At 56.6% G+C, this 25940-nt stretch carries 24 protein-coding genes; 10 read left to right on the top strand and 14 right to left on the bottom strand.

The window, feature by feature from the left end; translation table 11 throughout:
• Window positions 1-119 precede the first annotated feature (119 nt).
• The 5 genes from fieF to ACHH0Z_RS20535 all read left to right on the top strand — a co-directional run bounded on the left by fieF (window position 120) and on the right by ACHH0Z_RS20535 (window position 5587).
• Window positions 120-1013: a CDF family cation-efflux transporter FieF gene (fieF, locus tag ACHH0Z_RS20555; protein WP_008501817.1), complete on the top strand. Its 894-nt coding sequence runs from the start codon at window positions 120-122 to the stop codon at window positions 1011-1013.
• A 174-nt stretch (window positions 1014-1187) separates the two neighbouring features.
• Entirely contained in the window at window positions 1188-2150 is a 963-nt protein-coding gene (gene pfkA, locus ACHH0Z_RS20550) for a 6-phosphofructokinase (protein WP_008501816.1), read from the top strand.
• Window positions 2151-2368: 218 nt separating this feature from the next.
• A complete protein-coding gene (locus ACHH0Z_RS20545; RefSeq protein ID WP_021242803.1) occupies window positions 2369-3358 on the top strand; it encodes a sulfate ABC transporter substrate-binding protein in 990 nt (329 codons plus the stop codon).
• Window positions 3359-3465: 107 nt separating this feature from the next.
• Window positions 3466-4209 carry a CDP-diacylglycerol diphosphatase gene (locus tag ACHH0Z_RS20540; protein ID WP_025912303.1) on the top strand — a complete coding sequence of 248 codons (744 nt, stop codon included), beginning with the start codon at window positions 3466-3468 and terminating at the stop codon, window positions 4207-4209.
• Between the two features lie 73 nt (window positions 4210-4282).
• Complete coding sequence (locus tag ACHH0Z_RS20535) at window positions 4283-5587, top strand: SLC13 family permease (RefSeq protein ID WP_045408712.1); 1305 nt, start codon at window positions 4283-4285, stop codon at window positions 5585-5587.
• An 81-nt stretch (window positions 5588-5668) separates the two neighbouring features.
• On the opposite strand, the gene tpiA is transcribed toward ACHH0Z_RS20535, so the two are convergent.
• A complete protein-coding gene (gene tpiA / locus ACHH0Z_RS20530) occupies window positions 5669-6436 on the bottom strand; it encodes a triose-phosphate isomerase (RefSeq protein ID WP_003862019.1) in 768 nt (255 codons plus the stop codon).
• A gap of 111 nt (window positions 6437-6547) precedes the next feature.
• Window positions 6548-7144, bottom strand: coding sequence for a DUF1454 family protein (locus ACHH0Z_RS20525; protein WP_045408714.1), 597 nt, complete (start codon window positions 7142-7144; stop codon window positions 6548-6550).
• Between the two features lie 112 nt (window positions 7145-7256).
• Between ACHH0Z_RS20525 and ACHH0Z_RS20520 the strand changes: the two genes are divergently transcribed.
• A complete protein-coding gene (locus ACHH0Z_RS20520; protein ID WP_023293600.1) occupies window positions 7257-7676 on the top strand; it encodes a DUF805 domain-containing protein in 420 nt (139 codons plus the stop codon).
• On the opposite strand, the gene fpr is transcribed toward ACHH0Z_RS20520, so the two are convergent.
• The 4 genes from fpr to ACHH0Z_RS20500 all read right to left on the bottom strand — a co-directional run bounded on the left by fpr (window position 7677) and on the right by ACHH0Z_RS20500 (window position 12029).
• A complete protein-coding gene (gene fpr / locus ACHH0Z_RS20515; protein ID WP_008501810.1) occupies window positions 7677-8423 on the bottom strand; it encodes a ferredoxin--NADP(+) reductase in 747 nt (248 codons plus the stop codon). It abuts the gene before it with no gap.
• 96 nt (window positions 8424-8519) lie between these two features.
• Window positions 8520-9530: a class II fructose-bisphosphatase gene (gene glpX / locus ACHH0Z_RS20510; protein WP_008501809.1), complete on the bottom strand. Its 1011-nt coding sequence runs from the start codon at window positions 9528-9530 to the stop codon at window positions 8520-8522.
• A 123-nt stretch (window positions 9531-9653) separates the two neighbouring features.
• Window positions 9654-11162 carry a glycerol kinase GlpK gene (gene glpK, locus ACHH0Z_RS20505; RefSeq protein ID WP_008501808.1) on the bottom strand — a complete coding sequence of 503 codons (1509 nt, stop codon included), beginning with the start codon at window positions 11160-11162 and terminating at the stop codon, window positions 9654-9656.
• Window positions 11163-11183: 21 nt separating this feature from the next.
• Window positions 11184-12029, bottom strand: a complete 846-nt coding sequence (locus ACHH0Z_RS20500) for an MIP/aquaporin family protein (RefSeq protein WP_014885705.1) — start codon at window positions 12027-12029, stop codon at window positions 11184-11186.
• Between the two features lie 410 nt (window positions 12030-12439).
• Between ACHH0Z_RS20500 and zapB the strand changes: the two genes are divergently transcribed.
• Window positions 12440-12679 carry a septal ring assembly protein ZapB gene (gene zapB / locus ACHH0Z_RS20495; RefSeq protein ID WP_008501806.1) on the top strand — a complete coding sequence of 80 codons (240 nt, stop codon included), beginning with the start codon at window positions 12440-12442 and terminating at the stop codon, window positions 12677-12679.
• Window positions 12680-13262: 583 nt separating this feature from the next.
• On the opposite strand, the gene rraA is transcribed toward zapB, so the two are convergent.
• From rraA to priA, 7 genes are all read right to left on the bottom strand, one after another.
• Window positions 13263-13748: a ribonuclease E activity regulator RraA gene (gene rraA, locus ACHH0Z_RS20490; protein ID WP_008501805.1), complete on the bottom strand. Its 486-nt coding sequence runs from the start codon at window positions 13746-13748 to the stop codon at window positions 13263-13265.
• A gap of 92 nt (window positions 13749-13840) precedes the next feature.
• Window positions 13841-14761 carry a 1,4-dihydroxy-2-naphthoate polyprenyltransferase gene (gene menA / locus ACHH0Z_RS20485; RefSeq protein WP_008501804.1) on the bottom strand — a complete coding sequence of 307 codons (921 nt, stop codon included), beginning with the start codon at window positions 14759-14761 and terminating at the stop codon, window positions 13841-13843.
• A 68-nt stretch (window positions 14762-14829) separates the two neighbouring features.
• Complete coding sequence (hslU, locus tag ACHH0Z_RS20480; RefSeq protein WP_008501803.1) at window positions 14830-16164, bottom strand: HslU--HslV peptidase ATPase subunit; 1335 nt, start codon at window positions 16162-16164, stop codon at window positions 14830-14832.
• Between the two features lie 9 nt (window positions 16165-16173).
• On the bottom strand, window positions 16174-16704 hold the full coding sequence (gene hslV / locus ACHH0Z_RS20475; RefSeq protein WP_008501802.1) for an ATP-dependent protease subunit HslV: 531 nt from the start codon (window positions 16702-16704) through the stop codon (window positions 16174-16176).
• A 94-nt stretch (window positions 16705-16798) separates the two neighbouring features.
• Window positions 16799-17788: a cell division protein FtsN gene (ftsN, locus tag ACHH0Z_RS20470; RefSeq protein ID WP_032622950.1), complete on the bottom strand. Its 990-nt coding sequence runs from the start codon at window positions 17786-17788 to the stop codon at window positions 16799-16801.
• 93 nt (window positions 17789-17881) lie between these two features.
• Window positions 17882-18907 (bottom strand): DNA-binding transcriptional regulator CytR, encoded by a 1026-nt coding sequence (gene cytR, locus ACHH0Z_RS20465; RefSeq protein ID WP_023293597.1) that lies wholly within the window; start codon window positions 18905-18907, stop codon window positions 17882-17884.
• A gap of 119 nt (window positions 18908-19026) precedes the next feature.
• Entirely contained in the window at window positions 19027-21222 is a 2196-nt protein-coding gene (gene priA, locus ACHH0Z_RS20460; protein ID WP_025912299.1) for a primosomal protein N', read from the bottom strand.
• A 200-nt stretch (window positions 21223-21422) separates the two neighbouring features.
• Here priA and rpmE point away from each other — a divergent pair, with 200 nt between their 5' ends.
• Window positions 21423-21635, top strand: a complete 213-nt coding sequence (gene rpmE / locus ACHH0Z_RS20455) for a 50S ribosomal protein L31 (RefSeq protein WP_003862040.1) — start codon at window positions 21423-21425, stop codon at window positions 21633-21635.
• A gap of 48 nt (window positions 21636-21683) precedes the next feature.
• On the opposite strand, the gene metJ is transcribed toward rpmE, so the two are convergent.
• On the bottom strand, window positions 21684-22001 hold the full coding sequence (gene metJ, locus ACHH0Z_RS20450; RefSeq protein WP_003862042.1) for a met regulon transcriptional regulator MetJ: 318 nt from the start codon (window positions 21999-22001) through the stop codon (window positions 21684-21686).
• A 276-nt stretch (window positions 22002-22277) separates the two neighbouring features.
• Between metJ and metB the strand changes: the two genes are divergently transcribed.
• Together metB and ACHH0Z_RS20440 are read left to right on the top strand one after the other, a co-directional pair.
• A complete protein-coding gene (metB, locus tag ACHH0Z_RS20445; protein ID WP_021242813.1) occupies window positions 22278-23438 on the top strand; it encodes a cystathionine gamma-synthase in 1161 nt (386 codons plus the stop codon).
• Window positions 23439-23440: 2 nt separating this feature from the next.
• Window positions 23441-25873 (top strand): bifunctional aspartate kinase/homoserine dehydrogenase II, encoded by a 2433-nt coding sequence (locus tag ACHH0Z_RS20440; protein ID WP_032654099.1) that lies wholly within the window; start codon window positions 23441-23443, stop codon window positions 25871-25873.
• Window positions 25874-25940: the final 67 nt, after the last annotated feature.

Here is a 25940-nt window from a genome sequence, read left to right as displayed (position 1 = left end):
TCTTCCCCCACATGATGTGGGGGTTTTTTTTGCCCCACATTCTGTTTGTTAACCGTTTATTCATCCTTCGACTCCACATGCTTCCGTTATACTACCGGCATGACATGACAGGAGCGTTTATGAATCAATCCTATGGAAGACTGGTCAGCCGGGCCGCCATCGCGGCGACCGTCATGGCATCCAGCCTGTTACTGATTAAAATCTTTGCCTGGTGGTATACCGGCTCGGTCAGTATTCTGGCGGCGCTGGTGGATTCGCTGATGGACATTGCCGCCTCATTGACCAACCTGCTGGTCGTGCGTTACTCGCTGCAGCCAGCGGATGAAGAGCACACCTTTGGGCACGGTAAAGCGGAGTCGCTGGCCGCGCTGGCGCAAAGCATGTTCATATCCGGTTCTGCGCTGTTCCTGTTTCTCACCGGCATTCAGCATCTCGTCTCGCCGACGCCGATGAACGATCCCGGCGTCGGCGTCGTTGTGACGGTCGTTGCACTTATTTGCACACTTGTTCTGGTAACGTTCCAGCGCTGGGTGGTACGCAAAACGCAAAGTCAGGCCGTACGGGCGGATATGCTTCATTATCAATCTGATGTTATGATGAATGGGGCTATTCTTATTGCGCTCGGTCTGGCCTGGTATGGCTGGCATCGGGCCGATGCGTTGTTTGCGTTAGGGATTGGTATCTATATTTTATATAGCGCCCTGCGGATGGGGTATGAAGCAGTGCAATCGCTGCTTGACCGCGCCCTCCCGGACTCAGAACGTAATGAAATTTTTTCTATCGTGACCGCCTGGCCCGGCGTCAGCGGTGCACACGATCTTCGAACGCGGCAGTCAGGGCCGACCCGCTTTATTCAGATTCATATTGAAATGGAAGACAACCTGCCACTGGTTCAGGCTCACGTGATTGCTGAGCAGGTCGAGCAGGCGATTTTGCAGCGTTTTCCTGGTTCAGACGTCATCATTCACCAGGATCCCTGCTCGGTTGTACCCGGACATGTTGGGCTTTCGTAATTCGTTGTAAAAAAGTGAGCCAGGCCAGCATTTTGTGTATAAATTACCGCCATTTGGTCTGACCTGAATCAATTCAGCTGGAAGGGATTGATATACTATTTGCAGTATTCGTTGGTCGATAAGTTTCTTCCGGCAACAGATTTCAATTTTGCATTCCTAAGTTCAGAGGTAGTCATGATTAAGAAAATCGGTGTGTTGACAAGCGGCGGTGATGCGCCGGGCATGAACGCGGCAATTCGTGGGGTTGTCCGCGCGGCGCTGACGGAAGGTCTGGAAGTTTTTGGTATCTATGATGGTTACCTGGGTCTGTATGAAGACCGTATGGTTCAGCTCGACCGTTACAGCGTGTCTGACATGATCAACCGTGGCGGTACCTTCCTTGGGTCTGCGCGCTTCCCGGAATTCCGTGATGAACACGTTCGTGAAGTGGCTATCGAGAACATGAAAAAACGTGGACTGGACGCCCTGGTGGTTATCGGCGGTGACGGCTCGTACATGGGTGCAAAACGTCTGACTGAAATGGGCTTCCCGTGCATCGGCCTGCCGGGCACCATCGACAACGACATCAAAGGCACCGACTACACCATCGGTTACTTCACCGCGCTGGGCACCGTTGTGGAAGCGATTGACCGCCTGCGTGACACCTCTTCTTCCCACCAGCGTATCTCTATCGTTGAAGTGATGGGACGTTACTGCGGTGACCTGACCCTGGCTGCGGCAATTGCGGGTGGCTGTGAGTTTGTCGTGGTTCCGGAAGTGGAATTCAGCCGTGAAGATCTGGTAGCTGAAATCAAAGCGGGCATCGCGAAAGGCAAAAAACATGCGATCGTGGCTATCACCGAGCACATCTGTGACGTTGACGAGCTGGCGAAGTACATCGAAACCGAAACCAAGCGTGAAACCCGTGCAACCGTACTGGGGCATATCCAGCGTGGCGGTTCCCCTGGCCCGTACGACCGTATTCTGGCGTCCCGTATGGGTGCGTATGCAATCGAACTGCTGCTGCAGGGCCACGGCGGCCGCTGCGTCGGTATTCAGAACGAGAAACTGGTTCACCATGACATCATCGACGCGATTGAAAACATGAAGCGTCCGTTCAAAGGTGACTGGCTGGACTGCGCGAAAAAACTGTACTGATTGGCGTTTGGTTTGTGCCGGGTGGCGGCTACGCCTTACCCGGCCTACAAAAGCACGGTTCGTAGGCCCGGTAAGCGAAGCGCCACCGGGCTTTTTTTGTCCGCGCCATTTGCCTTTTTATTCCACTACGTTATAGCCAATCTTTTTTTATTCTTTAATCCTCGATTCGCTTTCTGGCACGCTGCATTCATCAAAACACTACACAAGAGAGCTGGGCGATGAATAAATGGGGCGTGGGTTTAACATTATTGCTGGCATCGACCAGCGTTCTGGCTAAGGATATCCAGTTACTGAACGTGTCATACGACCCGACGCGTGAACTGTATGAACAATACAACAAAGCGTTTGCGGCACACTGGAAGCAGGAAACCGGCGACAATGTCGTGGTTCGCCAGTCTCACGGTGGTTCTGGCAAGCAGGCGACCTCCGTCATCAACGGTATTGAAGCCGACGTGGTGACCCTGGCGCTGGCCTACGATGTTGACGCGATCGCCGAGCGTGGCCGTATCGACAAAAACTGGATCAAACGCCTGCCGGATAACTCCGCGCCCTACACCTCGACCATCGTTTTCCTGGTACGTAAAGGCAACCCGAAACAGATCCATGACTGGAATGACCTGATTAAGCCGGGCGTGTCAGTTATTACCCCTAACCCGAAAAGCTCCGGCGGCGCACGCTGGAACTATCTGGCCGCCTGGGGTTATGCATTGCACCACAACAACGGTGACCAGGCTAAAGCCCAGGAGTTCGTGAAAGCGCTGTACAAAAACGTCGAAGTGCTGGACTCCGGCGCGCGCGGTGCAACCAACACCTTCGTGGAGCGCGGCATTGGTGACGTGCTGATTGCGTGGGAAAACGAAGCCCTGCTGGCGACCAACGAACTGGGTAAAGATAAGTTTGAGATCGTGACCCCAAGCGAATCTATTCTGGCTGAGCCGACCGTCTCTGTTGTCGATAAAGTGGTTGAGAAGAAAGACACCAAAGCGGTGGCGGAAGCCTACCTGAAGTACCTCTACTCGCCGGAAGGTCAGGAGATTGCAGCGAAGAACTTCTACCGTCCACGCGATGCGGCTGTGGCGAAGAAATATGACGGCGAATTCCCGAAACTGAAGCTCTTCACCATTGATGATGTTTTCGGTGGCTGGACGAAAGCGCAGAAAGAGCACTTCTCTAACGGCGGCACCTTTGACCAGATTAGCCAGCGCTGAACATAAATAAACGACACGGTGACCCGGCGTGAGAAATCCGCCGGGTTTTTTATTTGGTCATCATTTTGCGTTACTCTTTTGCCTCTATTGAAAACAGGGAACGCGTTGTGAAAAAAATTATCTTATTGATCCTCATTGTCATCGCCCTTGCCGCTGGCGGCTGGTACTGGATGAAAGCGGGTAATCCGAATGCGTTGCGACATATCGTTCTCGACCAGTGCCTGCCGAATCAACTGCAACACCGTAACCCGGCACCGTGTGCGCAGGTGAAGCCTGACGCAGGCTATGTAGTCTTTAAAGACCGCAACGGGCCGCTGCAATACCTGCTGATGCCGACATATCGCATCAACGGCACCGAAAGCCCGCTATTGACCGAAGCGCATACGCCGAACTTTTTCTGGCTGGCCTGGCAGTCGCGTAGCTTTATGACCCTGAAGCGTGGAAGCGAGGTGCCCGACAGCGCCATTTCACTGACGATTAACTCGCCGACAGGGCGCACGCAGAACCATTTTCACATTCATATCTCCTGCCTGCGCCCGGACGTGCGCGAGAAGCTGAACGCGGCACAGGGAGACATCAGCACCCAGTGGCTGCCCCTTCCTGGCGGCCTGGAAGGGCATGAGTATCTTGCTCGTCGGGTGACGGAGAATGAACTGGTGCAGCGCAGCCCGTTCATGATGCTGGCTGAAGAGCTGCCGGAAGCGCGCGACCATATGGGGCGCTTCGCGCTGGCAATGGCGCAGCAGTCAGATGGTTCGTTTGTGTTGCTGGCCACCGAGCGCAACCTGCTGATGCTTAACCGCGCGTCGGCTGAGGAACTGCAGGATCATCAATGCGCTATCCTGAATTGACCCCACCATAAATAGCGTTTACTCGCCCTGCCTGTCGCCGTAGACTTGCTGAAAAATTCTACAGGAGACAGGTATGTCGCTCTGGTCAACGTATCCTCTGTTGCTGCCTTCACTGATTGTGGGCGTCACCATCGTACTATGGGCGACGTCGCTATTGCCGGAGTTCATTACCGCGCTGCTGTTCTTCACGGCGGCAATGACTGCGAAGATCGCCTCGCCGGAGGTGATTTTCGGCGGTTTTGCCTCGTCGGCTTTCTGGCTGGTCTTCAGCGGATTCGTGCTCGGCGTGGCGATACGTAAAACCGGGCTGGCGGACCGGGCCGCCCGGGCGCTGTCAGCAAAGCTCACCGACTCCTGGGTATTAATGGTAGCGAGCGTGGTGCTGCTGAGCTATGCGCTGGCGTTTGTGATGCCGTCGAATATGGGACGTATTGCGCTGCTGATGCCGATTGTCGCCGCAATGGCGAAACGCGCCGGTATCGCTGACGGCTCCCGCGCCTGGTTTGGTCTGGCGCTGGCGGTAGGGTTCGGGACGTTCCAGCTTTCGGCGACGATTCTGCCCGCTAACGTGCCTAACCTGGTGATGAGCGGTGCGGCAGAAGGTTCGTACGGCATCCACCTGAACTATGTCCCGTATCTGCTGCTGCACACGCCGGTGCTGGGCATTCTCAAAGGCCTGATCCTGATTGGCCTGATCTGCTGGCTTTTTCCCGGCAGCCCAAAACCGCCTCAGGAACAGGTGCCGTCTGAACCCATGGGCCGGGACGAAAAGCGTCTTGCCTGGCTGCTGGCGGTGGTGCTGGGGATGTGGGTGACGGAGAGCTGGCACGGCGTGGGGCCCGCCTGGACCGGGCTGGCGGCGTCGGTCATCGTTATGCTGCCGCGCATCGGTTTTATCACCGGGGAGGAGTTTTCTGCGGGTGTGAATATGCGCACCTGTATCTACGTTGCCGGTATTCTGGGGCTGGCGATCGTCGTGACGCAAACCGGTATCGGAACGGCGGTGGGCGAGGCGTTGCTCCGTATTATGCCGCTCGATGCAGACCGACCGTTCACCAGCTTCCTGGCGCTGACCGGTATTACCACCGCACTCAACTTCATCATGACCGCCAACGGCGTTCCGGCGCTGTATACCACCCTGGCGCAGAGCTTCTCGGATGCGACCGGCTTCCCGCTGCTGTCGGTGATCATGATTCAGGTGCTGGGCTATTCTACGCCGCTGCTGCCGTATCAGGCGTCGCCGATCGTGGTGGCGATGGGGTTAGGAAAAGTGCCTGCCAGGGCGGGGATGGTGCTCTGTCTGGCGCTGGCGGTGGCAACGTATCTGGTGCTGCTGCCGCTGGATTATCTGTGGTTTAGCCTGCTGGGACGGCTGTAAAAAAGCCCGGTGGCGCTGACGCTTACCGGGCCTACAGAACCGTAGGGCGGGTTAGCAAAGCGCCACCCGCCACAAAGGCAATTACGCCTGTTTAGCCGCTTCTGCCGCTTTAACGATCACCGCGAAAGCGTCCGCTTTCAGGGATGCACCGCCAACCAGCGCGCCATCGATGTCTGGCTGGGTGAACAGCTCAGCAGCGTTAGACGCGTTAACGGAACCACCGTACTGGATGATCACTTGCTCAGCCACTTTGGCGTCAGCTTTCGCAATGTGGTCACGGATGAATTTGTGAACCGCCTGAGCCTGCGCAGGGGTGGCTGATTTGCCGGTACCGATCGCCCAGACTGGCTCGTAAGCGATAACCGCGCCTTCGAACGCTGCTGCGCCCTGCGTTTTCAGCACTGCGTCGATCTGACGTGCGCACACTTCTTCAGTTTTGCCCGCTTCGTTTTCTGCTTCGGTTTCACCGATGCACAGAACCGGGATCAGACCCTGCTCTTTCAGCACGGCGAATTTCTTCGCGATGAACTCGTCGGATTCTTTGTGATAGGTGCGACGCTCGGAGTGGCCGATGATGATGTATTTCGCGCCGATATCTTTCAGCATTTCAGCGGACGTTTCACCGGTGAACGCGCCAGACAGGTTAACGTCAACGTTCTGCGCGCCCAGAATGATGTGGCTGCCGTCAGCGGCACGTTTAGCCAGATCCAGGTACATATCCGGCGGAGCGATAGCAACCGCGCAGCCGGTCACGCCAGCCAACTCTTTACGCAGGTTCGCAACCAGTTCGTTTACCATGTGGCGGCTGCCGTTCAGTTTCCAGTTACCCATCACTAAAGGATGTCGCATTTCAATTCTCCACGCTCAATAAGCGAATTAAGGAATATGGCCACCCTGTCGGGCAGCATGGTCTGTGAATCAGTATAGAGATTTTCCCTCGAAAGGCTTTGCTTTTTGTCATTAATTCGCCCCGCCGAGGGTGTCAGATAGTGCCAGCTTAATCGGTTCAACAGCGAAGGTCAGTCCTTTTTCGCCGTTGTCCGCCACCACATAGCGGATCGCGCCTTCGGTATCGGCGTAGTAACGCTTATTTTTACCGGCGGTGAGGAGTTTTTGCAGCTTTTGCTGGCTTTGCTTTTTCGTCAGCGCAGGGGTAAACGCCTGCAGGACCGCGCCCATGTACTCCAGCGCTTTCGCCTTCGCGGCTTTCTGCTCTGGCCCTTGTATCGGCAGCCAGGTGATTTGCATGCTTTTGATTTTTAACGTCCCGCGCTCCAGCGCCGTGGAGGCATACAAATTCTCGTTAATCTTGCTTGCCGCACGGGTCAGGGTAGGCGTGTCGCGGGGGCCATCAATGGCACGAAACTCATCCAGTTGCAGCGTGGGGTTGGCCTGATTGAAGGCTTCGCGAAACTGGCTGATGGACTGATCGAACGACGGTGCGCCCGCCAGCAGGTACGGTGCTGTGGTCGGGGCTGTGGTTTCGGCGGCGTGCAGGGTAAAACCCGCGCTGAGCAGCGCTAAACACAGGAAAAGAGAATGTGCCGAACTTTTCATCAACATTGCCCCTGGCCGTAAGTGCTCATGATTAAAACGATATCTGGTCGGCTTGTCAAAAGGTCACAACTCCAGGGTAAAATGCGGGCTAAACGATAATAAGGAACCTTACATGACCATACAGCAGTGGCTGTTTTCATTCAAAGGGCGTATTGGACGCCGTGATTTCTGGATCTGGATGGTGACGTGGGTTGTCGCCATGCTGCTTCTGTTTTTCGTCGCCTATAACGCGTGGCTGAGCACGCAAACGGCGGCCTTCGCGCTGGTCTGCCTGCTCTGGCCAACGGCGGCTGTCGTGGTGAAACGCCTGCACGATCGCGGTCGTTCCGGCGCGTGGGCATTTCTGATTATTCTGGCGTGGATGCTGGTGGCGGGAAACTGGGCGATGCTTCCATCCATCCTGCCGTGGGTGGTGGGCAGGCTGCTGCCGTCGGTCATCTTCGTGATGATGATTGTCGATCTGGGCGCGTTTATTGGCACCCAGAGCGAAAACAAATACGGTAAAGACACCGTTGAGGTGAAATACCGCTGATCACCAGTAGTGTTCGGCGGTCATATGGCCCGGTCGGCGGCGAAGATGTTTCGTCATCTGCCGGGTATCCTTCAGAAGCTGCTGCGTGTCGCGTACCATCTGCGGGTTGCCACACAGCATGACGTGGCTGGTTTCAGCCGTCATCGGTAAACCCACCGCCTCTTCCAGGGCACCATTCTCAATTAACGCCGGCACGCGACCGGTCAGCGTTCCTGCTACGGTTTCGCGGCTGACCACCGTCTGAATCTTTAACTTTCCGCCGTACTGCTGTTCCAGCGCCTGCATCTGCGGCAGGTAGCTCAGGTCTGCGGCGTAGCGCGCAGCGTGAACCAGCACGATGTTTTTAAAACGCTCCAGGTCTTTGCCGTACTGCAAAATAGAGAGATAAGGGCCGATGGCCGTACCGGTTGCCAGCATCCAGAGCGTGTCACAATCCGGGATCTCTTCGAGCACAAAGAAGCCTGCTGCTTCACTCACGATTTGCACCTCGTCGCCGGGCTTTAGGGCGGCAAGGCGCGGGCTGAGTTTACCGTCAGGAACGGTGACCAGATAGAACTCGAGATCCGGGTTATCAGGCGCGTTAACGTAAGAGTAGGCGCGCTGCACGCGCTCGCCGTCGACATCCAGCCCCAGCTTCGCAAATTGCCCGGCTTTAAACGGGTGGACGGGAGCATGCAGGGTGAGACTAAATAGCGCATCGGTCCAGAACTGTATCTTTGTGACTTTACCTGTTACCCAGTCCGCCATGATCTTCTCCTGTGCTGTTTCTCTGTTCTATCTTCCGTACTTAACGGGGAGATTTCCAGCCCATTTGGGCCGGAAAGCTCTATCGATCAAACGGTTTTACAGAATGTGCGTCTGTACGTCCGGGTCTTTGCGGTCGAGATAGTGGATAGACTGGATGCGGCGAATGGTGCGTGATTTTCCGCGGATCAGCAGCGTTTCAGTGGTGGCCATATTGCCCTTGCGGCTGATACCGTCCAGCAGATCGCCTTTGGTGATACCTGTCGCCGAGAAGACCACGTTATCGCTACGGGCCATATCATGCAGCGCCAGCACTTTGTTGGCCTCGATGCCCATCGCTTCGCAGCGTGCCAGCTCGTTTTCTCCGATACGGCGGTTCTCTTCGCTGTCGCCTTTCACCTCGTGGCGGGGCAGCAGACGAGCCTGCATATCGCCGTCCAGCGCGCGGATCACTGCCGCAGAGACTACGCCTTCCGGCGCGCCGCCGATGCCGTACAGCACGTCTACTTCGCTGTCCGGCATGCAGGTCAGGATCGAGGCGGCAACGTCACCATCCGGAATGGCAAACACGCGCACGCCGAGCTTTTGCATCTGCGCGATGGTGGCGTCGTGGCGCGGTTTGGCCAGAATAGTGACGGTGAGTTCGCTCAGCGGTTTGTTCAGCGCGCTGGCGACGTTACGCAGGTTCTCTTCCAGCGGCAGGCTGAGGTCGATTGCGCCTTTCGCGCCGGGACCGACAATCAGCTTTTCCATGTACATATCCGGCGCGTTAAGGAAGCAGCCCTTATCGCCCACGGCCAGCACCGCCAGGGCGTTGGCCTGACCCATCGCCGTCATTCGGGTGCCTTCGATCGGGTCGACGGCAATATCCACGGCATCGCCGTTGCCGGTACCGACTTTTTCACCGATATAAAGCATCGGCGCTTCGTCGATCTCGCCTTCGCCGATCACGATGGTGCCGTCGATGTTGACCTGGTTAAGCACAATGCGCATGGCATGGACGGCTGCGCCGTCTGCGGTATTTTTGTCACCACGACCCAGCCACTTATAGCCTGCAAGGGCAGCCGCTTCGGTGACGCGGGAAAACTCGATAGCAAGTTCACGTTTCATGAGGTACTCGTACAATCAAAAGGAATTGCACGAAGTTTATCACAGAGTGGGGAGGGGCGAGGGGACCGGTGCGGTCCGGGCCCCTCACCCTGACCCTCTCCCCAGGGGAGAGGGAATATATGATTACTCTTCGTGCTCTTCCCACGCCAGTGCGCGTTTCACCGCTTTCTTCCAGCCGCTGTAGCGGAAATTACGCTCGGTGGTTTCGATGCCAGGGCGGAATTCGCGTTCGATCACCGCTTTTTCCTGCAACTCGTCCAGGTTCTGCCAGAAGCCTACCGCCAGACCGGCAAGGTATGCCGCGCCCAGCGCCGTGACTTCACGCACTTCAGGACGCTCAACGCGGGTACCCAGAATGTCGGACTGGAACTGCATCAGGAAGTTATTCGCGACCGCACCGCCGTCCACGCGCAGGGCGTGCAGACGAATGCCGGAGTCCGCCTGCATCGCTTCCAGCACGTCGCGCGTCTGGTAGGCGATGGATTCCAGGGTGGCGCGAATAATGTGGTTAGAGTTAACGCCACGCGTCAGGCCAAAAATTGCGCCGCGTGCATACGGATCCCAGTACGGCGCGCCCAGACCGGTGAATGCAGGCACCACGTACACGCCGTTGGTGTCTTTCACTTTGGTCGCGAAGTACTCGGAGTCGAACGCATCGCTGATCAGCTTCATCTCGTCGCGCAGCCACTGGATAGACGCACCGGCCATGAACACCGCACCTTCCAGGGCATAGTTCACTTCGCCGCGTGGTCCACAGGCGATGGTGGTCAGCAGGCCGTTTTCTGATTTCACCGCTTTCTCGCCGGTGTTCATCAGCATAAAGCAGCCGGTGCCGTAGGTGTTCTTCGCCATCCCTTCTTTGACGCACAGCTGGCCGAACAGCGCCGCCTGCTGGTCACCGGCAATACCGGCGATAGGAATACGGGTGCCGCCTTTACCGCCGATGTTGGTCTGGCCGTAAACCTCAGAAGACTTGCGCACGTCAGGCAGCATCGCACGTGGGATATCCAGCGCGTCCAGCATCTTGTCATCCCACTCCAGGGTGTTGATGTTGAACAGCATGGTACGCGAGGCGTTGGTGTAGTCGGTGACGTGGACGCGTCCCTGGGTCATCTTCCAGATAAGCCAGGTGTCGACGGTGCCGAACAGCAGCTCGCCGCGTTTTGCACGCTCGCGTGAACCTTCCACGTGGTCGAGGATCCACTTCACTTTGGTGCCGGAGAAATACGGGTCAACCACCAGACCGGTGGCGCTGCGCACGTACTCTTCCATGCCGTCGCGCTTCAGCTGCTCGCAGATCTCAGAGGTACGGCGGCACTGCCAGACGATGGCGTTGTAAATAGGCTTACCGGTTTCACGTTCCCAGACAATCGTCGTTTCACGCTGGTTAGTGATACCAATCGCGGCAATCTCGTCGGAACTGATATCGGCTTTTGCCAGCACTTCGACCAGCGTGGAGCTTTGTGACGCCCAGATCTCCATTGGGTCGTGTTCGACCCAGCCTGGACGAGGATAAATTTGCTCAAATTCGCGCTGTGACACGCTGACGATGTTCGCGTCATGATCCATTACGACAGCGCGGGAGCTGGTAGTGCCCTGGTCGAGCGCAACGATATATTTTTTTTCGGTCATGGTATGTGTCCCGTAGTCAGATTACAGCGAAGCTTTTTGTTGTGCGGTAGAAGTCGTTTCCTTCTCCTCTTCCACACAGGTATCGCACGGTAAATGGCGACCAATTAATTTGCGGTAGCTGAACGCACCCAGCGCAGCCCCGACAACTGGCGCAAACAGCGGTACCAGGAAGTAAGGAATGTCTTTGCCACCGGTGAAGGCGACGTCGCCCCAGCCTGCGATAAAGGCGAACGCTTTAGGTCCGATATCACGCGCCGGGTTCATCGCGAAGCCGGTCAGCGGGCCCATGGAGGCACCAATCACCGCAATCAGCAGGCCAATCAGCAGTGGGGCCAGCGGGCCGCGCGGAATGCCGTTTCCGTCGTCGGTCAGCGCCAGGATAACGCCCATCAGAATAGCGGTAATCACCATTTCAACTGCGAACGCCTGCACAAAATTGATATGCGGGTTTGGATAGGTTGAGAAGATGCCTGCCAGATCCAGACTTTCGACGCTGCCGCGCACCATATGATGCGTCTGTTCGAAGTCGATGAAAAGATTGTAATAAAGCCCGTAAACTAACGCCGCTGCGCAAAACGCGCCGGCAAACTGAGAAAGAATGAAAGGAACTACTTTGCGTCCGTCGAAGCACGCGAACAGCCACAGTGCGATAGTCACCGCCGGGTTAAGATGTGCACCAGACACTCCTGCAGTCAGGTAGATGGCCATCGCCACGCCCAGACCCCAGATGATACTGATTTCCCACTGACCAAAACTGGCACCCGCCACTTTCAGTGCAGCGACACAGCCCACTCCGAAGAATATCAACAACCCGGTACCAAGGAACTCGGCAATGCACTGGCCTTTTAAGGTTGATGTCTGACTCATAATCGGAATCCTGAAGAAATTGATGTTTATTGTTAGCATGGCCGCCCGTGACAGCCACGATGCCCTGTAGACATAGTGTTAATTTATCGTTAACGAGCAAAAACGAGAAATATCGAAATCGAAATGTGTGGTCTGCGTCAATAAAATGAGCGTTTTCGCGCCATAAAGCACATTTTTGCAGCAGTACAGGATCAGTACAGGAATGTGAGCTGAATCATTTCATTAACGAATCAGTTAACAATTTAGGGGTATATGACGCGAACGCACCAGGACCAGACCTAAAAGTGTTGCAAACCGCGATCTGCGCGGTGTGTCGCTGGACACAGAGCGCCGCGCTCCATACAATCGACGGTATATGTCGTGCGCGTTTATGTTAAAGCGTCGCCTTGCAATTCAGGAGAGGTAGCATCATGTCTTTAGAAGTGTTTGAGAAACTGGAATCGAAAGTACAGCAGGCGATTGACACCATCACCCTGCTGCAGATGGAAATTGAAGAGCTGAAAGAGAAGAACAACAGCCTGGCGCAGGAAGTACAGAACGCGCAGCACAGCCGCGAAGAACTGGAGCGCGAAAACAACCAGCTGCGCGAACAGCAGAACGGCTGGCAGGATCGCCTGCAGGCGCTGCTGGGACGTATGGAAGAGGTTTAATTCCCATTGGGATTAATGAGTAGGCCGGGTAAGGCGAAGCCGCCACCCGGCTTTTTTTATGGTTTGATGTCAGTCGGCGATCACCATAAAAAAGGCCGCCAGAGGCGGCCTTAACGCTACTTGTCCTGCGCTATCATAGTAAAAGCAACGAACACATTCGGTTCATCACTCTTTACAACGAGTACGCTGGCGACAATGAACGCGATACATAAATAGCGTTTCATTATGCGGTCCCTGCAGCTAACCGCTCCACCGTTCACCACCGGTGATAAGTCGGTGGACACAAGCCTGATCAAGGGTTGCTTTACGGTTGTGAAGACACCTTTCCCTGGACCGATGCCCATGTGCGAGATGGCGGAAAGGGACGCAGCATCATAGTCAGCAACAGTAGCGTAGTTAAGGTCTGTATAGATAATTAGGAATTTATAAAGGGTCGAGGGGATTACCTGAGATTTGAATCAGGGTAAGATAAAAACCCTGGTCAAAGGTTGCAAGCCTTCCCAACGGACCGCGAATCCCGAGGGACAAAAAAACCGCCACATTGCTGTTGGCGGTTTTTTTATGGTCCACGCTTACGGTTTTATTACTCGATATCCAGCGGATCTTCGGAAAGGATAATGCCGGTATTATCGGCGTAGAGATGGTCGCCGGAGAAGAAGGTCACGCCGCCGAAATTGACGCGCACGTCGCTTTCGCCGATGCCGTCACCTGCCGCCCCTACCGGTATGGCTGCGATGGCCTGAATCCCGATATCCAGGTCTTCCAGATCGTCCACCTGACGCACGGAACCGTACACCACAATGCCTTCCCACTCGTTTTGTGCGGCAATACCGGCCAGCTCAGCATCAATCAATGCGCGGCGTACGGAACCACCGCCATCGACCACCAGTACGCGGCCACGGCCGTTCTGTTCGAGCAGATCGTACAACAACCCGTTATCCTCGAAACATTTCACCGTGACGATCTGTCCGCCAAACGACGACCGCCCACCAAAGTTGGAGAACAGCGGTTCAACGACGTTGACATCTTCCTGGTAGATGTCACAAAGCTCGGAGGTATCGTATTTCATAGGTTTAACGCTCAGTTGCTGCGAATGTGTTCAGTATATCGTGCGAAATGCGTTGTTGGCAAAATCATCAATTGTTAATTGATATTTGTCAGCTAACTGAGCGTCTGGCTTAAGACAATCCCGATGACGAACAACAGGTTAGTCAGCAGCGCGCCTTTTACCGTGCGTTCCAGCATTGGCGGCATGGCGGCCGGGCTGCGTTCGCGCATTACAAAACGGGCCTGCTTAATCAGCAGCGGCGCGGCAAGCACAAACAGCCAGCCCCACAGACTGTGCAGGGAAATAAGGTTAAACAGCGCCAGGCAGACCAGGGCACCCATCAGCAGGCAGGCATGGTAGCGACGCGCATTCACCGGCCCCAGACGGACCGCCAGGGTGTTTTTGCCGTTCTCCCGGTCGCTGTCGATATCGCGCAGGTTGTTGATGTTGAGCACCGCGGTCGCCAGCAGACCGCAGGCGGTCGCAGGCAGGAACAGCGCAGGGATCACCGTATGCGCCTGTAAGTACCAGCTTCCCATCACGCTCAGCCAGCCGAAGAACACCAGTACGGAGATATCCCCGAGCCCAATGTAGCCGTAAGGACGCGTGCCGACGGTGTAGGTGATGGCTGCGATAATGGCCAATAAACCCAGCACCAGGAAGCCAATAAAATCGCTGGGGGTCTTAGACGCCACTGTCACCAGCGCCAGACCCGATAAACAGATCAGCACCACGGTGATAATCAGCGCGCGCTTCATCTGCGCCTGAGTAATCACCCCTTTTTGCATCCCACGCAGCGGCCCGATACGGTCAGGTTTGTCGCTGCCTTTCACCGCGTCGCCATAGTCGTTGGCGAGGTTGGAGAGAATTTGCAGCAGGCCGGCGGTAATCAATGCCAGCGCGGCAACCAGCGGATCGAAATAACCCTGCCACCAGGCAAGCGCCGTACCGACGATAATCGCGGCAAAGGCCAGAGGGAGTGTTTTAGGGCGCAGACTTTCGAGCCACGCCTGAGTACGGCTGATGTCAGTCATAAGTATTTAGCCAATAAAAATGGGGGCATTAGCCCCCATTAAACGTGATGAGAATCCAGTAACCGCGATTATAGGATAAAACGGCTCAGATCTTCATCTGCCACTAACGCATCCAGATGTTTACTCACATATTCTGCGTCAATGGTAACGGTTTGACCGTTCAGATCGCTCGCGTCGTAAGAGATATCTTCCACCAGGCGTTCCAGCACGGTATGCAGACGACGCGCACCGATGTTTTCGGTGGTTTCGTTCACCTGCCATGCAGCCTGGGCAATACGTTTGATACCGTCTTCAGTGAACTCGAGGTTCACGCCTTCGGTCGCCATCAGCGCTTTGTACTGAACGGTTGCAGAGGCGTTTGGCTCGGTCAGGATACGTTCGAAGTCTTCGGTCGTCAGCGCCTGCAGCTCAACGCGGATAGGCAGACGGCCCTGCAGTTCCGGGATCAGATCCGACGGGCTGGCAACCTGGAAGGCACCTGATGCGATAAACAGGATGTGGTCCGTTTTCACCATGCCGTGCTTGGTGGAGACGGTGCAGCCTTCTACCAGCGGCAGCAGGTCGCGCTGAACGCCTTCGCGGGACACGTCCGGGCCGGAGCTGTTGCCGCCGCGCTTACAAATTTTGTCGATTTCGTCGATAAACACGATACCGTGCTGCTCAACCGCGTCGATAGCGTCCTGCTTCAGCTCTTCCGGATTCACCAGCTTCGCCGCTTCTTCTTCAATCAGCAGCTTCATCGCGTCTTTGATTTTCAGCTTACGTGTTTTTTGCTTCTGACCGCCCAGGTTCTGGAACATGGACTGCAGCTGGCTGGTCATCTCTTCCATGCCCGGAGGTGCCATGATTTCCACACCCATTGGCGCGGCAGCGAGATCGATCTCAATCTCTTTATCATCCAGCTGGCCTTCACGCAGTTTTTTGCGGAACGCCTGACGCGCAGCGGACGGTTCCGCCTGCTGTTCAGCCTGACCCCAGTTGTTTTTTGCCGGTGGGATCAGCACGTCGAGAATGCGCTCTTCGGCCATCTCTTCCGCGCGATAGCGGTTTTTCTCAATGGCCTGGACGCGCACCATTTTGATCGCCGAGTCGGTCAGATCGCGGATGATGGAGTCCACTTCTTTACCCACATAGCCCACTTCGGTGAACTTGGTGGCTTCAACTTTGATGAACGGTGCGTTAGCCAGCTTCGCCAGACGACGGGCGATTTCGGTTTTACCGACGCCGGTCGGGCCGATCATCAGAATGTTTTTCGGCGTCACTTCGTGGCGCAGCTCTTCGTCAAGCTGCATACGACGCCAGCGGTTACGCAGGGCGATAGCCACGGAACGCTTGGCGTTATCCTGGCCGATAATGTGTTTGTTCAGTTCGCTGACAATTTCGCGTGGGGTCATTTCAGACATGGGAGATCCTTACGCTTTGGAGGTCAATTCTTCGATGGTGTGGTTGTGGTTGGTATAGATGCAGATATCACCTGCAATATCCAACGCCTTCACCGCGATATCACGCGCGTTCATGTCGGTATTTTCCAACAGTGCGCGGGCAGCAGCCTGGGCATAAGGGCCGCCAGAGCCGATGGCAATCAGGTCATTTTCCGGCTGAATTACGTCACCGTTACCGGTGATGATAAGCGAAGCGGTTTCATCGGCGACCGCCAGCAGCGCTTCGAGCTTGCGCAGCATGCGGTCGGTACGCCAGTCTTTCGCCAGCTCAACGGCGGCTTTCACCAGATGACCCTGGTGCATTTCCAGTTTACGTTCAAACAGTTCAAACAGCGTGAAGGCATCTGCCGTGCCGCCTGCAAAACCGGCGATCACTTTGTCGTTGTAGAGACGACGCACTTTCTTCACGTTGCCTTTCATGACGGTATTACCCAGCGTGGCCTGGCCATCACCGGCGATTACCACATGGCCGTTACGGCGTACACTTACTATTGTTGTCACGAGCAGACCCCCTGGTTACAGAATCGGGAAACAGAAGCCCTGAGCCTGTGCCCAGGGCTGAATTAAATGATAGATGGGGGGGATTTTGGGGGTTTCAACCCCCGGAGGCGAGTCGAATGCAGTTTGTGTGACCGGCGATTTTCAAACGAGAAAGGGTGCCATCGGCATTTTCTTTGCCTTTGACCGGACCAATCACCACGCGATTCCAGCCGTTATTGGTGGTAATACGCGAATCAAACCCTTCAAAGGCCAGCTGCGCGCGCACCGTTTCCGCCTGCTCCGCACCTTTGAACGAACCGCACTGTACCATCCAGCGACGTTCGTCTTTTTTCTCCGCCGTCTGCTTCGGCGCTTCGGTCTCTTTCGTGACCGGCGCGGCCTGCTGCGTTTTCGGCTGCTGCGCAGTGGTATGCGCTGGCGTCTGGAGCAGATCCTGATACGGCTGAGCCGCCTGCTTCTGCTGCTGCGCTTTAGGCTGCTGCTGGACAGGCTGAGACTGCACCGTACGCGTCGGCTGCTGATACGGCTGTTCCGTTACCCGCGGCTGTGCCTTCGGCTGCTGTACCGGCTGGGTTTGCGCCCACTGCTGTTGCTGCTGAATCTGCTGTTGTGCCTGGCGACGCTGCAGCGTTTGCTGACGCTGTTCCGGCGTCTGCTCATTCCACGGCACTTCGTTCAGCTGCGTAGGCTGCTGGCGCATATCGGCCTGCATTTGTGCCAGCAGCTGACGCTGTTCATCCGTCAGCTGATTCGCATTCTGTACTTCACCACCCGCAGAAGGTTCCGTTGGCGCACGTACCCCAGGCTGACGGCTTTCCAGCTCTTTGATATAGCGCCAGCGCTCTTCAGGCTTCGGAGGGAGGCCATTTCCGGCGACTTTACTGGCCTGAAGCGCCTCAGACTCTTCTTTTTTATGGTGCGTGATAAAGTACAGGCCACCAATAAAGGCGACGACTACAGCCGCAGCAATAGCGACCATTGCTGGCGAGACAGCAGGCAGGTTACGTTGCTTTTTTCTTGAGCTACTCTTTTTGCGTCGCGAAGGTGCCGGCTGGCCGCGACGTACATAATCTCGTTGTGCCACTATCGTTTCGCTGTATTTATTCGTTCGTCAGTCCGCCATGTTACTTAAGCGGCGGGGCTTTGACCAGATAAGGGTATCCGAAAGACGTTTACTTTAAGTCAATGCCTGGGTCGTGCCGCGGACGATCAGTTCGCAGTCCAGCAACCGTGAACCGCTGCTAACTGTTTGACCGTGAAGCTGATCCAGCAGAAGCAGCATCGCTTCGCGACCGATTTGATAGCGCGGCTGAGCGACCGTTGAGAGCGGTGGATCGCAAAACTCCGAAAGCGAAATATTATCGAAACCGATGATGGATAAATCTTTCGGTATGCGAAGGCCGCGGCGTTTGGCATACGATAATGCGCCCAGCGCCATCACGTCGCTGTGGCAAAATACGGCGGTTGGCGGCTCAGGCAGGTCCAGAAGTTTCTCCAGCGCCTGTCCACCGGCTGCGAAGGTAAAATCACCGCGCGCAATGTAATGCGGATCGACGGTCACGCCGGTACGTCGCAGCGCCTGAACGTATCCCTGCAGGCGGTAGTGACACAGCGGCATCTCTTCCGGTCCGGCGATGCAGCCAATACGCTTATGCCCCAGCTCCTGGAGATAGTTTACGGCGTTGAACGCGGCGGTAAGGTTATCGATATGGACCGTCGGCAGCTCCAGCTCTGGCGCAAACTCGTTGGCCATGACCATCGGCGGTAAATTACGCTGCTCTTCGATGCTGGCATCAAACGGCAGGCGAGAGCCAAGCAGCAGCATGCCGTCGATCTGCTTGGTGATAATGAGGTCGATGAAGGTTTTTTCCTGTTGGTTCTGATGGGCGCAGTCGCCAATCAGCACCAGGTACCCCTGTTCCGCCGCCGTGACTTCTATGCCGCGGATAATCTCGCTAAAGAAAGGGTCACAGATGTCCGGCACAATCACCAGGATGGTGCGCGACTCGTTGCGTTTGACGTTACGTCCCATTGCCTGCGGAAAATAGCCCACTTCAAGCGCAGCCTGCTCCACCCGGTTACGGGTCGCCTGGGAGACTTTATCCGGGTTCATTAATGCGCGGGATACTGTTGCCGTAGAGACCTGTGCTTTCTGGGCAACGTCTTTCATGGTCGCAGCCGCAACCTCTTTCCTGGACTTCAACGTCTTCTCCTCGCCTGAACACCGAACTTCTGACATCACCATTTTTACAGATAGTTAATGGAATCGGTTACAGAATTTTCATAAAAAGTGTGAGGAGCGTTAAATTTTTCGATCCAGCTTCAGCCTTCGATAGGGTCGACGTCCAGGACCCACTTCACTTTTCGCGCTTCGGGCAGGGTGTTAATCAGCACCAGCGCGCCGCTAACAATATGCTGAAGACGAATACGCGAGGGGTGCTGGAGCAAGATCTGCCAGCGGAAACGGCCGCCGCGTTTTGGCGCGAGGGCAGGCACCGGGCCCAAAATCCACAGCTGACTATCCACCAGCGGGCTGGCCTGCAGGAGGTTTCTCAGCTGCTGCAGGAAAAGTGGCGCCTGCTGATTGTTATGATCTTCCGCGCGGATGATGACGTGGCTGGTCCACGGCGGTAGCTGCATGGTCTGGCGTTCGGCCAGCGCCTGCTCGGCAAAGGCGTCATAGCCTTTGTGCAGCAGGGTTTGCAGCAGCGGGTGCTCCGGGTGGTGCGTTTGCAGCACCACTTCGCCCTGTTTACCGGCGCGTCCTGCACGTCCGGCAACCTGGGTGTAAAGCTGGGCGAAGCGCTCGGCGGAGCGGAAATCTGCCGAGAACAGCGCGCCGTCCACGTCCAGCAGGGCGACCAGCGTCACGTCCGGGAAGTGGTGGCCTTTGGCCAGCATCTGGGTGCCAATCAGGATGCGCGCGCCACCGCGATGCACTTCCGCCAGCTGCTGTTCGAGTGCGCCTTTGCGGCTGGTGGTGTCCCGGTCGATACGCGAAATCGGCACGTCCGGGAAAAAGGGCCCAAGCGCCTGCTCCAGCTGTTCCGTCCCCAGACCGACCGGCACAATATGCGTTGAGCCACACGACGGGCACTGGCGCGGCACCGGACGCTGGCTGTCGCAGTGGTGGCAGCGCAGATGACGCTGGGCCTGATGGAAGGTGTAGTAGTGATCGCAGCGCGGGCATTCGGCAATCCAGCCGCAGTCGTGGCACAGCAGTGCAGGTGCAAATCCGCGACGGTTGAGGAACAGAATGACCTGATTCCCCGCCTGCAAATGCTGGCGCATGCGGGTAATAAGCGCGGGCGCTAGCCCCGCCTGGACCTGCTGACCTTTCAAATCCAGCACGTGCTGAATGGCCGGACGGGCATTCCCCGCGCGACGCGTCAGGCGCAGCATGTGGTATTTACGCTGGCGCACGTTGTGCAGCGTTTCGAGCGCAGGCGTGGCGGATCCCAGAACAATAGGAATTTGCTCGCTGTGCGCGCGGTAGACGGCCAGATCGCGGGCGTGATAGCGCCAGCCTTCCTGCTGTTTATAGGAGCTGTCGTGCTCTTCGTCGATCACGATAACGCCAAGATTTTTAAACGGCGTGAACAGCGACGAGCGGGTGCCGATCACAATCGCCGCTTCGCCGTTTTTCGCTTTCAGCCAGGCGCTGAGTCGCTCGCTGTCATTCAGGCCGGAGTGCAGAACCTCAACCGGCGCGTTAAAGCGCTCGCGGAATCGGGCGATGGTTTGCGGCGTCAGGCCAATTTCCGGCACCATCACCAGCGCCTGTTTCCCCTGCGCGAGCACGTTTTCCAGCACGCTCAGGTAAACTTCGGTCTTGCCGGAACCGGTGACCCCCGCCAGCAGCCAGGCAGAGAAACGATCGGAGGCGCTATGAATCGCGCCTACCGCGGTGGCCTGCTCGGTATTCAGACGCAGGCGATCCCCTGAAACGGAGAAACTCTCCCGCCAGTCGTTAAGGGCAGGCGCCTCGCTTGCCAGGTCGCTCAGCCCTTTTTTTCTTAATGCCTGTAGCGCCGTTTCGCTGACCTCAAGCTCGTCGACCTGATGCCGCCAGATTTTCCCCTGACGCAGCGCCGCCAACGCCTGCTGCTGTTTCTGCGAGCGCTTCAGGCTGTTGATGTCGACGGCCTGGCCTTCCTCCGTGGCAAACCAGTACCACATTGGCGCATGGCTGGCGCTCTTGCCCTGACGCAGCATAATTGGCAGGGCGTGGAACAGGACGTCGCCGATGGGGTGATGATAATAATCCGCCGCCCACAGCAGCAGTCGCCAGGTGCTGGTGGAGTAGACGGGCTCGCTGTCCAGCACCTCAACGACCGATTTCAGTTCATTAAGCGGCAGTTCGCTCTTATCGCTGACGGAGACGACGATCCCCACGCGCTGCTGTTTGCCAAACGGCACGGTCACGCGACAGCCCGCTTTGGCGCTCATGCTGTCGGGCAGCAGATAGTCAAAGGTGCGGGGAAGCGGAACGGGCAGGGCAACGTGAGCGACGGGCATCGAATCTTCCTGACTTGAAAAGTGGCGCGTTAGTATACACATTAGTAAAAGCGGCGTGCGGATCAGTTTGCATACGTTGGTCAAATTCTGTATGATTCGCCGCCTTTGGTGTACTTTACGCCAAAGAACTTACAATCAACATCGCGTGGTGTCTGGCGTTAGGGCTGGAAGAGCGACGCGGCCTTAACTGAGGTTCTCCCATGAAAAAAGATATTCACCCGAAATACGAAATGATTACTGCAAACTGTTCTTGCGGTAACTCTATCCAGATCCGCTCTACCGTGGGTCACGATCTGAACCTGGACGTGTGCGGCAAATGCCACCCGTTCTACACTGGTAAGCAGCGTGATGTTGCAACCGGTGGCCGTGTTGACCGCTTCAACAAGCGTTTCAGCATCCCGGGCGCTAAATAAGTTTCCCGAAAAAAAGGCACCGCAAGGTGCCTTTTTTGTATCCGCTTCTCAGTATTCCCACGTCTCCGGGTCAATACCCAGTTCACGCATGATCACCTTCGCCTCTTCCGGGATTTCGTCACTACGCTCTTTGCGCAGATCGTCATCGTTCGGCAACGGTTGACCGGTAAACGCATGCAGAAACGCTTCGCACAGCAGTTCGCTGTTGGTTGCGTGGCGCAGGTTGTTCACCTGACGACGCGTACGTTCATCGGTGAGGATCTTCAACACCTTCAGAGGAATGGAAACCGTAATTTTCTTTACTTGCTCACTCTTCTTACCGTGCTCAGCGTATGGGCTGATATATTCGCCGCTCCATTCAGCCATGAGATACCTTTAATCCTCTCAGTCATTTATCTAAAGGTGCAAAACCGTTAACCACCCGTTTTGAACCGCAATCTTGCCTAGTTTACCGTAGAGACGATACCGTGGCACGGATATTGCCGCTGCAGCGTGCACTAAAGCATATAATTTTAACGGCTATTTGCGCATTGCTCAATCTATACGCAAAGAAGTTTAGATGTCCAGATGTATTGACGTCCATATTTTCAATGTTTACTCTGGTGCCTGACTTTTCACCTCATTCGCCAGGAAGCCCTCACCATGACGCGTAAACAGGCCACTATCGCAGTGCGTAGCGGATTAAATGATGACGAGCAGTACGGCTGCGTTGTCCCGCCCATTCATCTTTCCAGTACCTACAATTTCACCGGATTTAATGAACCCCGTGCGCATGACTACTCGCGTCGTGGCAACCCTACGCGTGACGTGACCCAGCGCGCGCTGGCCGAACTGGAAGGTGGCGCAGGGGCAGTATTAACCAATACCGGCATGTCTGCCATTCATCTGGTGACCACGGTGTTCCTGAAGCCTGGCGACCTGCTGGTTGCGCCGCACGACTGTTACGGCGGCAGCTATCGCCTGTTTGATAGCCTGGCAAAACGCGGCTGCTATCGCGTGCTGTTTGTCGATCAAAACGATGAACAGGCGCTGAAACAGGCGCTGGCAGAGAAACCGAAGCTGGTTCTGGTAGAAAGTCCAAGCAATCCATTGTTGCGCGTTGTCGATATTGCGAAAATTTGTCAGCTCGCAAGGGATGCGGGAGCGATAAGTGTAGTGGATAATACGTTCCTCAGTCCGGCCCTTCAGAACCCACTCGCACTGGGTGCCGATCTGGTATTGCATTCATGCACTAAATATCTGAACGGCCATTCTGACGTGGTAGCAGGCGTGGTGATTGCCAAAGATCCTGACGTTGTCACCGAACTGGCATGGTGGGCCAATAATATTGGCGTCACCGCAGGCGCCTTCGACAGCTACCTGCTGTTGCGCGGCATCCGTACGCTGTCGCCGCGTATGGACGTGGCGCAGCGTAATGCTCAGGCGATTGTCGACTTCCTGAAAACCCAGCCGCTGGTGAAGAAGCTGTATCACCCGTCGCTGCCGGAAAACCAGGGGCACGAGATTGCCGCGCGCCAGCAGAAAGGGTTTGGCGCGATGTTAAGTTTTGAACTGGACGGTGACGAGCAAACGCTGCGTCGCTTCCTGAGCGGGCTGTCATTGTTTACGCTGGCGGAATCCTTAGGTGGGGTTGAAAGCTTGATCTCCCACGCCGCGACCATGACGCACGCAGGTATGGCACCCGAAGCACGTGCCGCCGCCGGGATTTCTGAGACGCTGCTGCGGATCTCAACCGGTATCGAAGATTCTGAAGATTTAATTGCCGATCTGGAAAATGGCTTCCGGGTCGCAGCCAAGGGGTAATCATGAGTGTGATAGCGCAGGCAGGGGCGAAGGGTCGTCAACTGCATAAGTTTGGTGGTAGTAGTCTTGCTGATGTGAAATGTTACCTGCGTGTCGCAGGGATCATGACGGAATATTCACAGCCGGGTGACATGATGGTTGTCTCGGCGGCGGGCAGCACCACCAACCAGTTGATTAGCTGGCTGAAACTGAGCCAGACCGATCGCCTTTCTGCGCATCAGGTGCAACAGTCATTACGTCGCTATCAGAGCGAATTGATTGCCGGCCTGCTGCCTGCGGACGTGGCGGACGGGCTGATCAGCGCCTTCACGCACGATCTTGAGCGTCTGGCCGCTCTGCTGGACAGCGGCATTACCGATGCGGTGTATGCCGAAGTGGTGGGCCACGGTGAAGTATGGTCCGCGCGCCTGATGGCTGCGGTTCTGCAACACCTGGGTGTGGACGCCGCCTGGCTTGACGCGCGTGATTTCCTGCGTGCCGAACGCGCCGCGCAGCCGCAGGTGGATGAAGGCCTGTCCTACCCGCTGCTGCAGCAGCTGCTGGTGCAGCATCCGGGCAAACGCATTGTGGTCACCGGCTTTATCAGCCGCAGCAACGCGGGTGAAACCGTGCTGCTGGGCCGTAACGGCTCCGACTACTCGGCGACGCAAATCGGTGCTTTGGCGGGCGTGTCCCGCGTCACCATCTGGAGCGACGTGGCCGGTGTTTATAGCGCGGACCCGCGCAAAGTAAAAGATGCCTGCCTGCTGCCGCTGCTGCGCCTGGATGAAGCCAGCGAGCTGGCGCGTCTGGCGGCACCGGTGCTGCACGCCCGTACGCTGCAGCCGGTTTCCGGTAGCGATATCGACCTGCAGCTGCGCTGCAGCTACACCCCGGATCAAGGCTCCACGCGCATTGAGCGCGTGCTGGCCTCTGGTACCGGGGCGCGTATTGTTACCAGCCACGACGACATCTGCCTGATTGAGTTCCAGGTTCCTGCGGGCCAGGACTTCAGGCTGGCACATAAAGAGATCGACACGATCCTGAAACGCGCCCAGGTGCGTCCGCTGGCCGTGGGTGTGCATAATGACCGCCAGCTGCTGCAGTTCTGCTATACCGCAGAAGTGGCGGACAGCGCGCTGAAAATTCTGGATGAAGCAGGCCTGCCGGGCGAACTTCGCCTGCGTCAGGGGCTGGCGCTGGTGGCGATGGTGGGCGCGGGCGTCACCCGTAACCCGCTGCACTGCCACCGCTTCTGGCAGCAGCTGAAAGGCCAGCCGGTAGAGTTCACCTGGCAGTCGGAAGAGGGCATCAGCCTGGTTGCCGTTCTGCGCAAAGGGCCAACCGAAAGCCTGATTCAGGGTCTGCATACCTCTCTGTTCCGCGCGGAAAAACGCATCGGCCTGGTGCTGTTTGGTAAAGGCAACATCGGTTCCCGCTGGCTGGAGCTGTTCGCCCGCGAACAGGTCACGCTCTCGGCGCGTACCGGGTTTGAATTTATTCTCGCAGGCGTGGTGGACAGTCGCCGCAGCCTGCTGAACTACGAAGGGCTGGATGCCAGCCGCGCCCTTGCCTTCTTTAATGATGAAGCCGTTGAGCAGGATGAAGAGTCGCTGTTCCTGTGGATGCGCGCGCACCCGTATGACGATCTGGTGGTGCTGGACGTTACCGCCAGCGAACAGCTTGCCGATCAGTATCTTGATTTCGCCAGCCACGGTTTCCACGTCATCAGTGCGAACAAACTGGCGGGGGCAAGCAGCACCGATAAATACCGCCAGATCCACGACGCGTTTGAAAAAACCGGCCGTCACTGGCTGTATAACGCCACCGTGGGCGCGGGCCTGCCGGTAAACCACACCGTGCGCGACCTGATTGAAAGCGGTGACAGCATTCTGGCGCTGAGCGGTATCTTCTCCGGTACGCTCTCCTGGCTGTTCCTGCAGTTTGACGGCACCGTGCCGTTCACTGACCTGGTGGATCAGGCGTGGCAGCAGGGCTTAACGGAACCCGATCCGCGCGTTGACCTCTCCGGTAAAGACGTGATGCGTAAGCTGGTGATCCTGGCGCGCGAAGCCGGTTATGACATCGAGCCGGATGCCGTCCGCGTCGAGTCGCTGGTGCCTGCCGGCTGTGAAGAGGGTTCTGTGGATCATTTCTTTGAAAATGGTGAAGAGCTTAACGAGCAGATGGTGCAGCGTCTGGAAGCGGCGAACGAGATGGGGCTGGTGCTGCGCTACGTGGCACGTTTTGAGGCCAACGGAAAAGCGCGCGTCGGTGTCGAGGCGGTGCGTCCTGAACATCCGCTGGCGGCGCTGTTGCCGTGCGATAACGTCTTCGCCATCGAAAGCCGCTGGTACCGCGATAACCCGCTGGTGATCCGCGGCCCGGGCGCCGGGCGCGACGTCACCGCAGGAGCGATCCAGTCCGACATCAACCGTCTGGCTAAGCTGCTGTAAAAATTCAATTTCCCTCTCCCTGTGGGAGAGGGTTAGGGTGAGTGCAGTCTGATGCACTCACCCCCAT

It is taken from the genome of Enterobacter cloacae complex sp. 2024EL-00227, from assembly GCF_043945315.1.
In the GTDB taxonomy this organism is placed as follows: Bacteria; Pseudomonadota; Gammaproteobacteria; order Enterobacterales; family Enterobacteriaceae; genus Enterobacter; species Enterobacter roggenkampii.
Note: the sequence above shows the minus strand (reverse complement) of the source record. Positions and strands in the feature narration are given on the sequence as shown.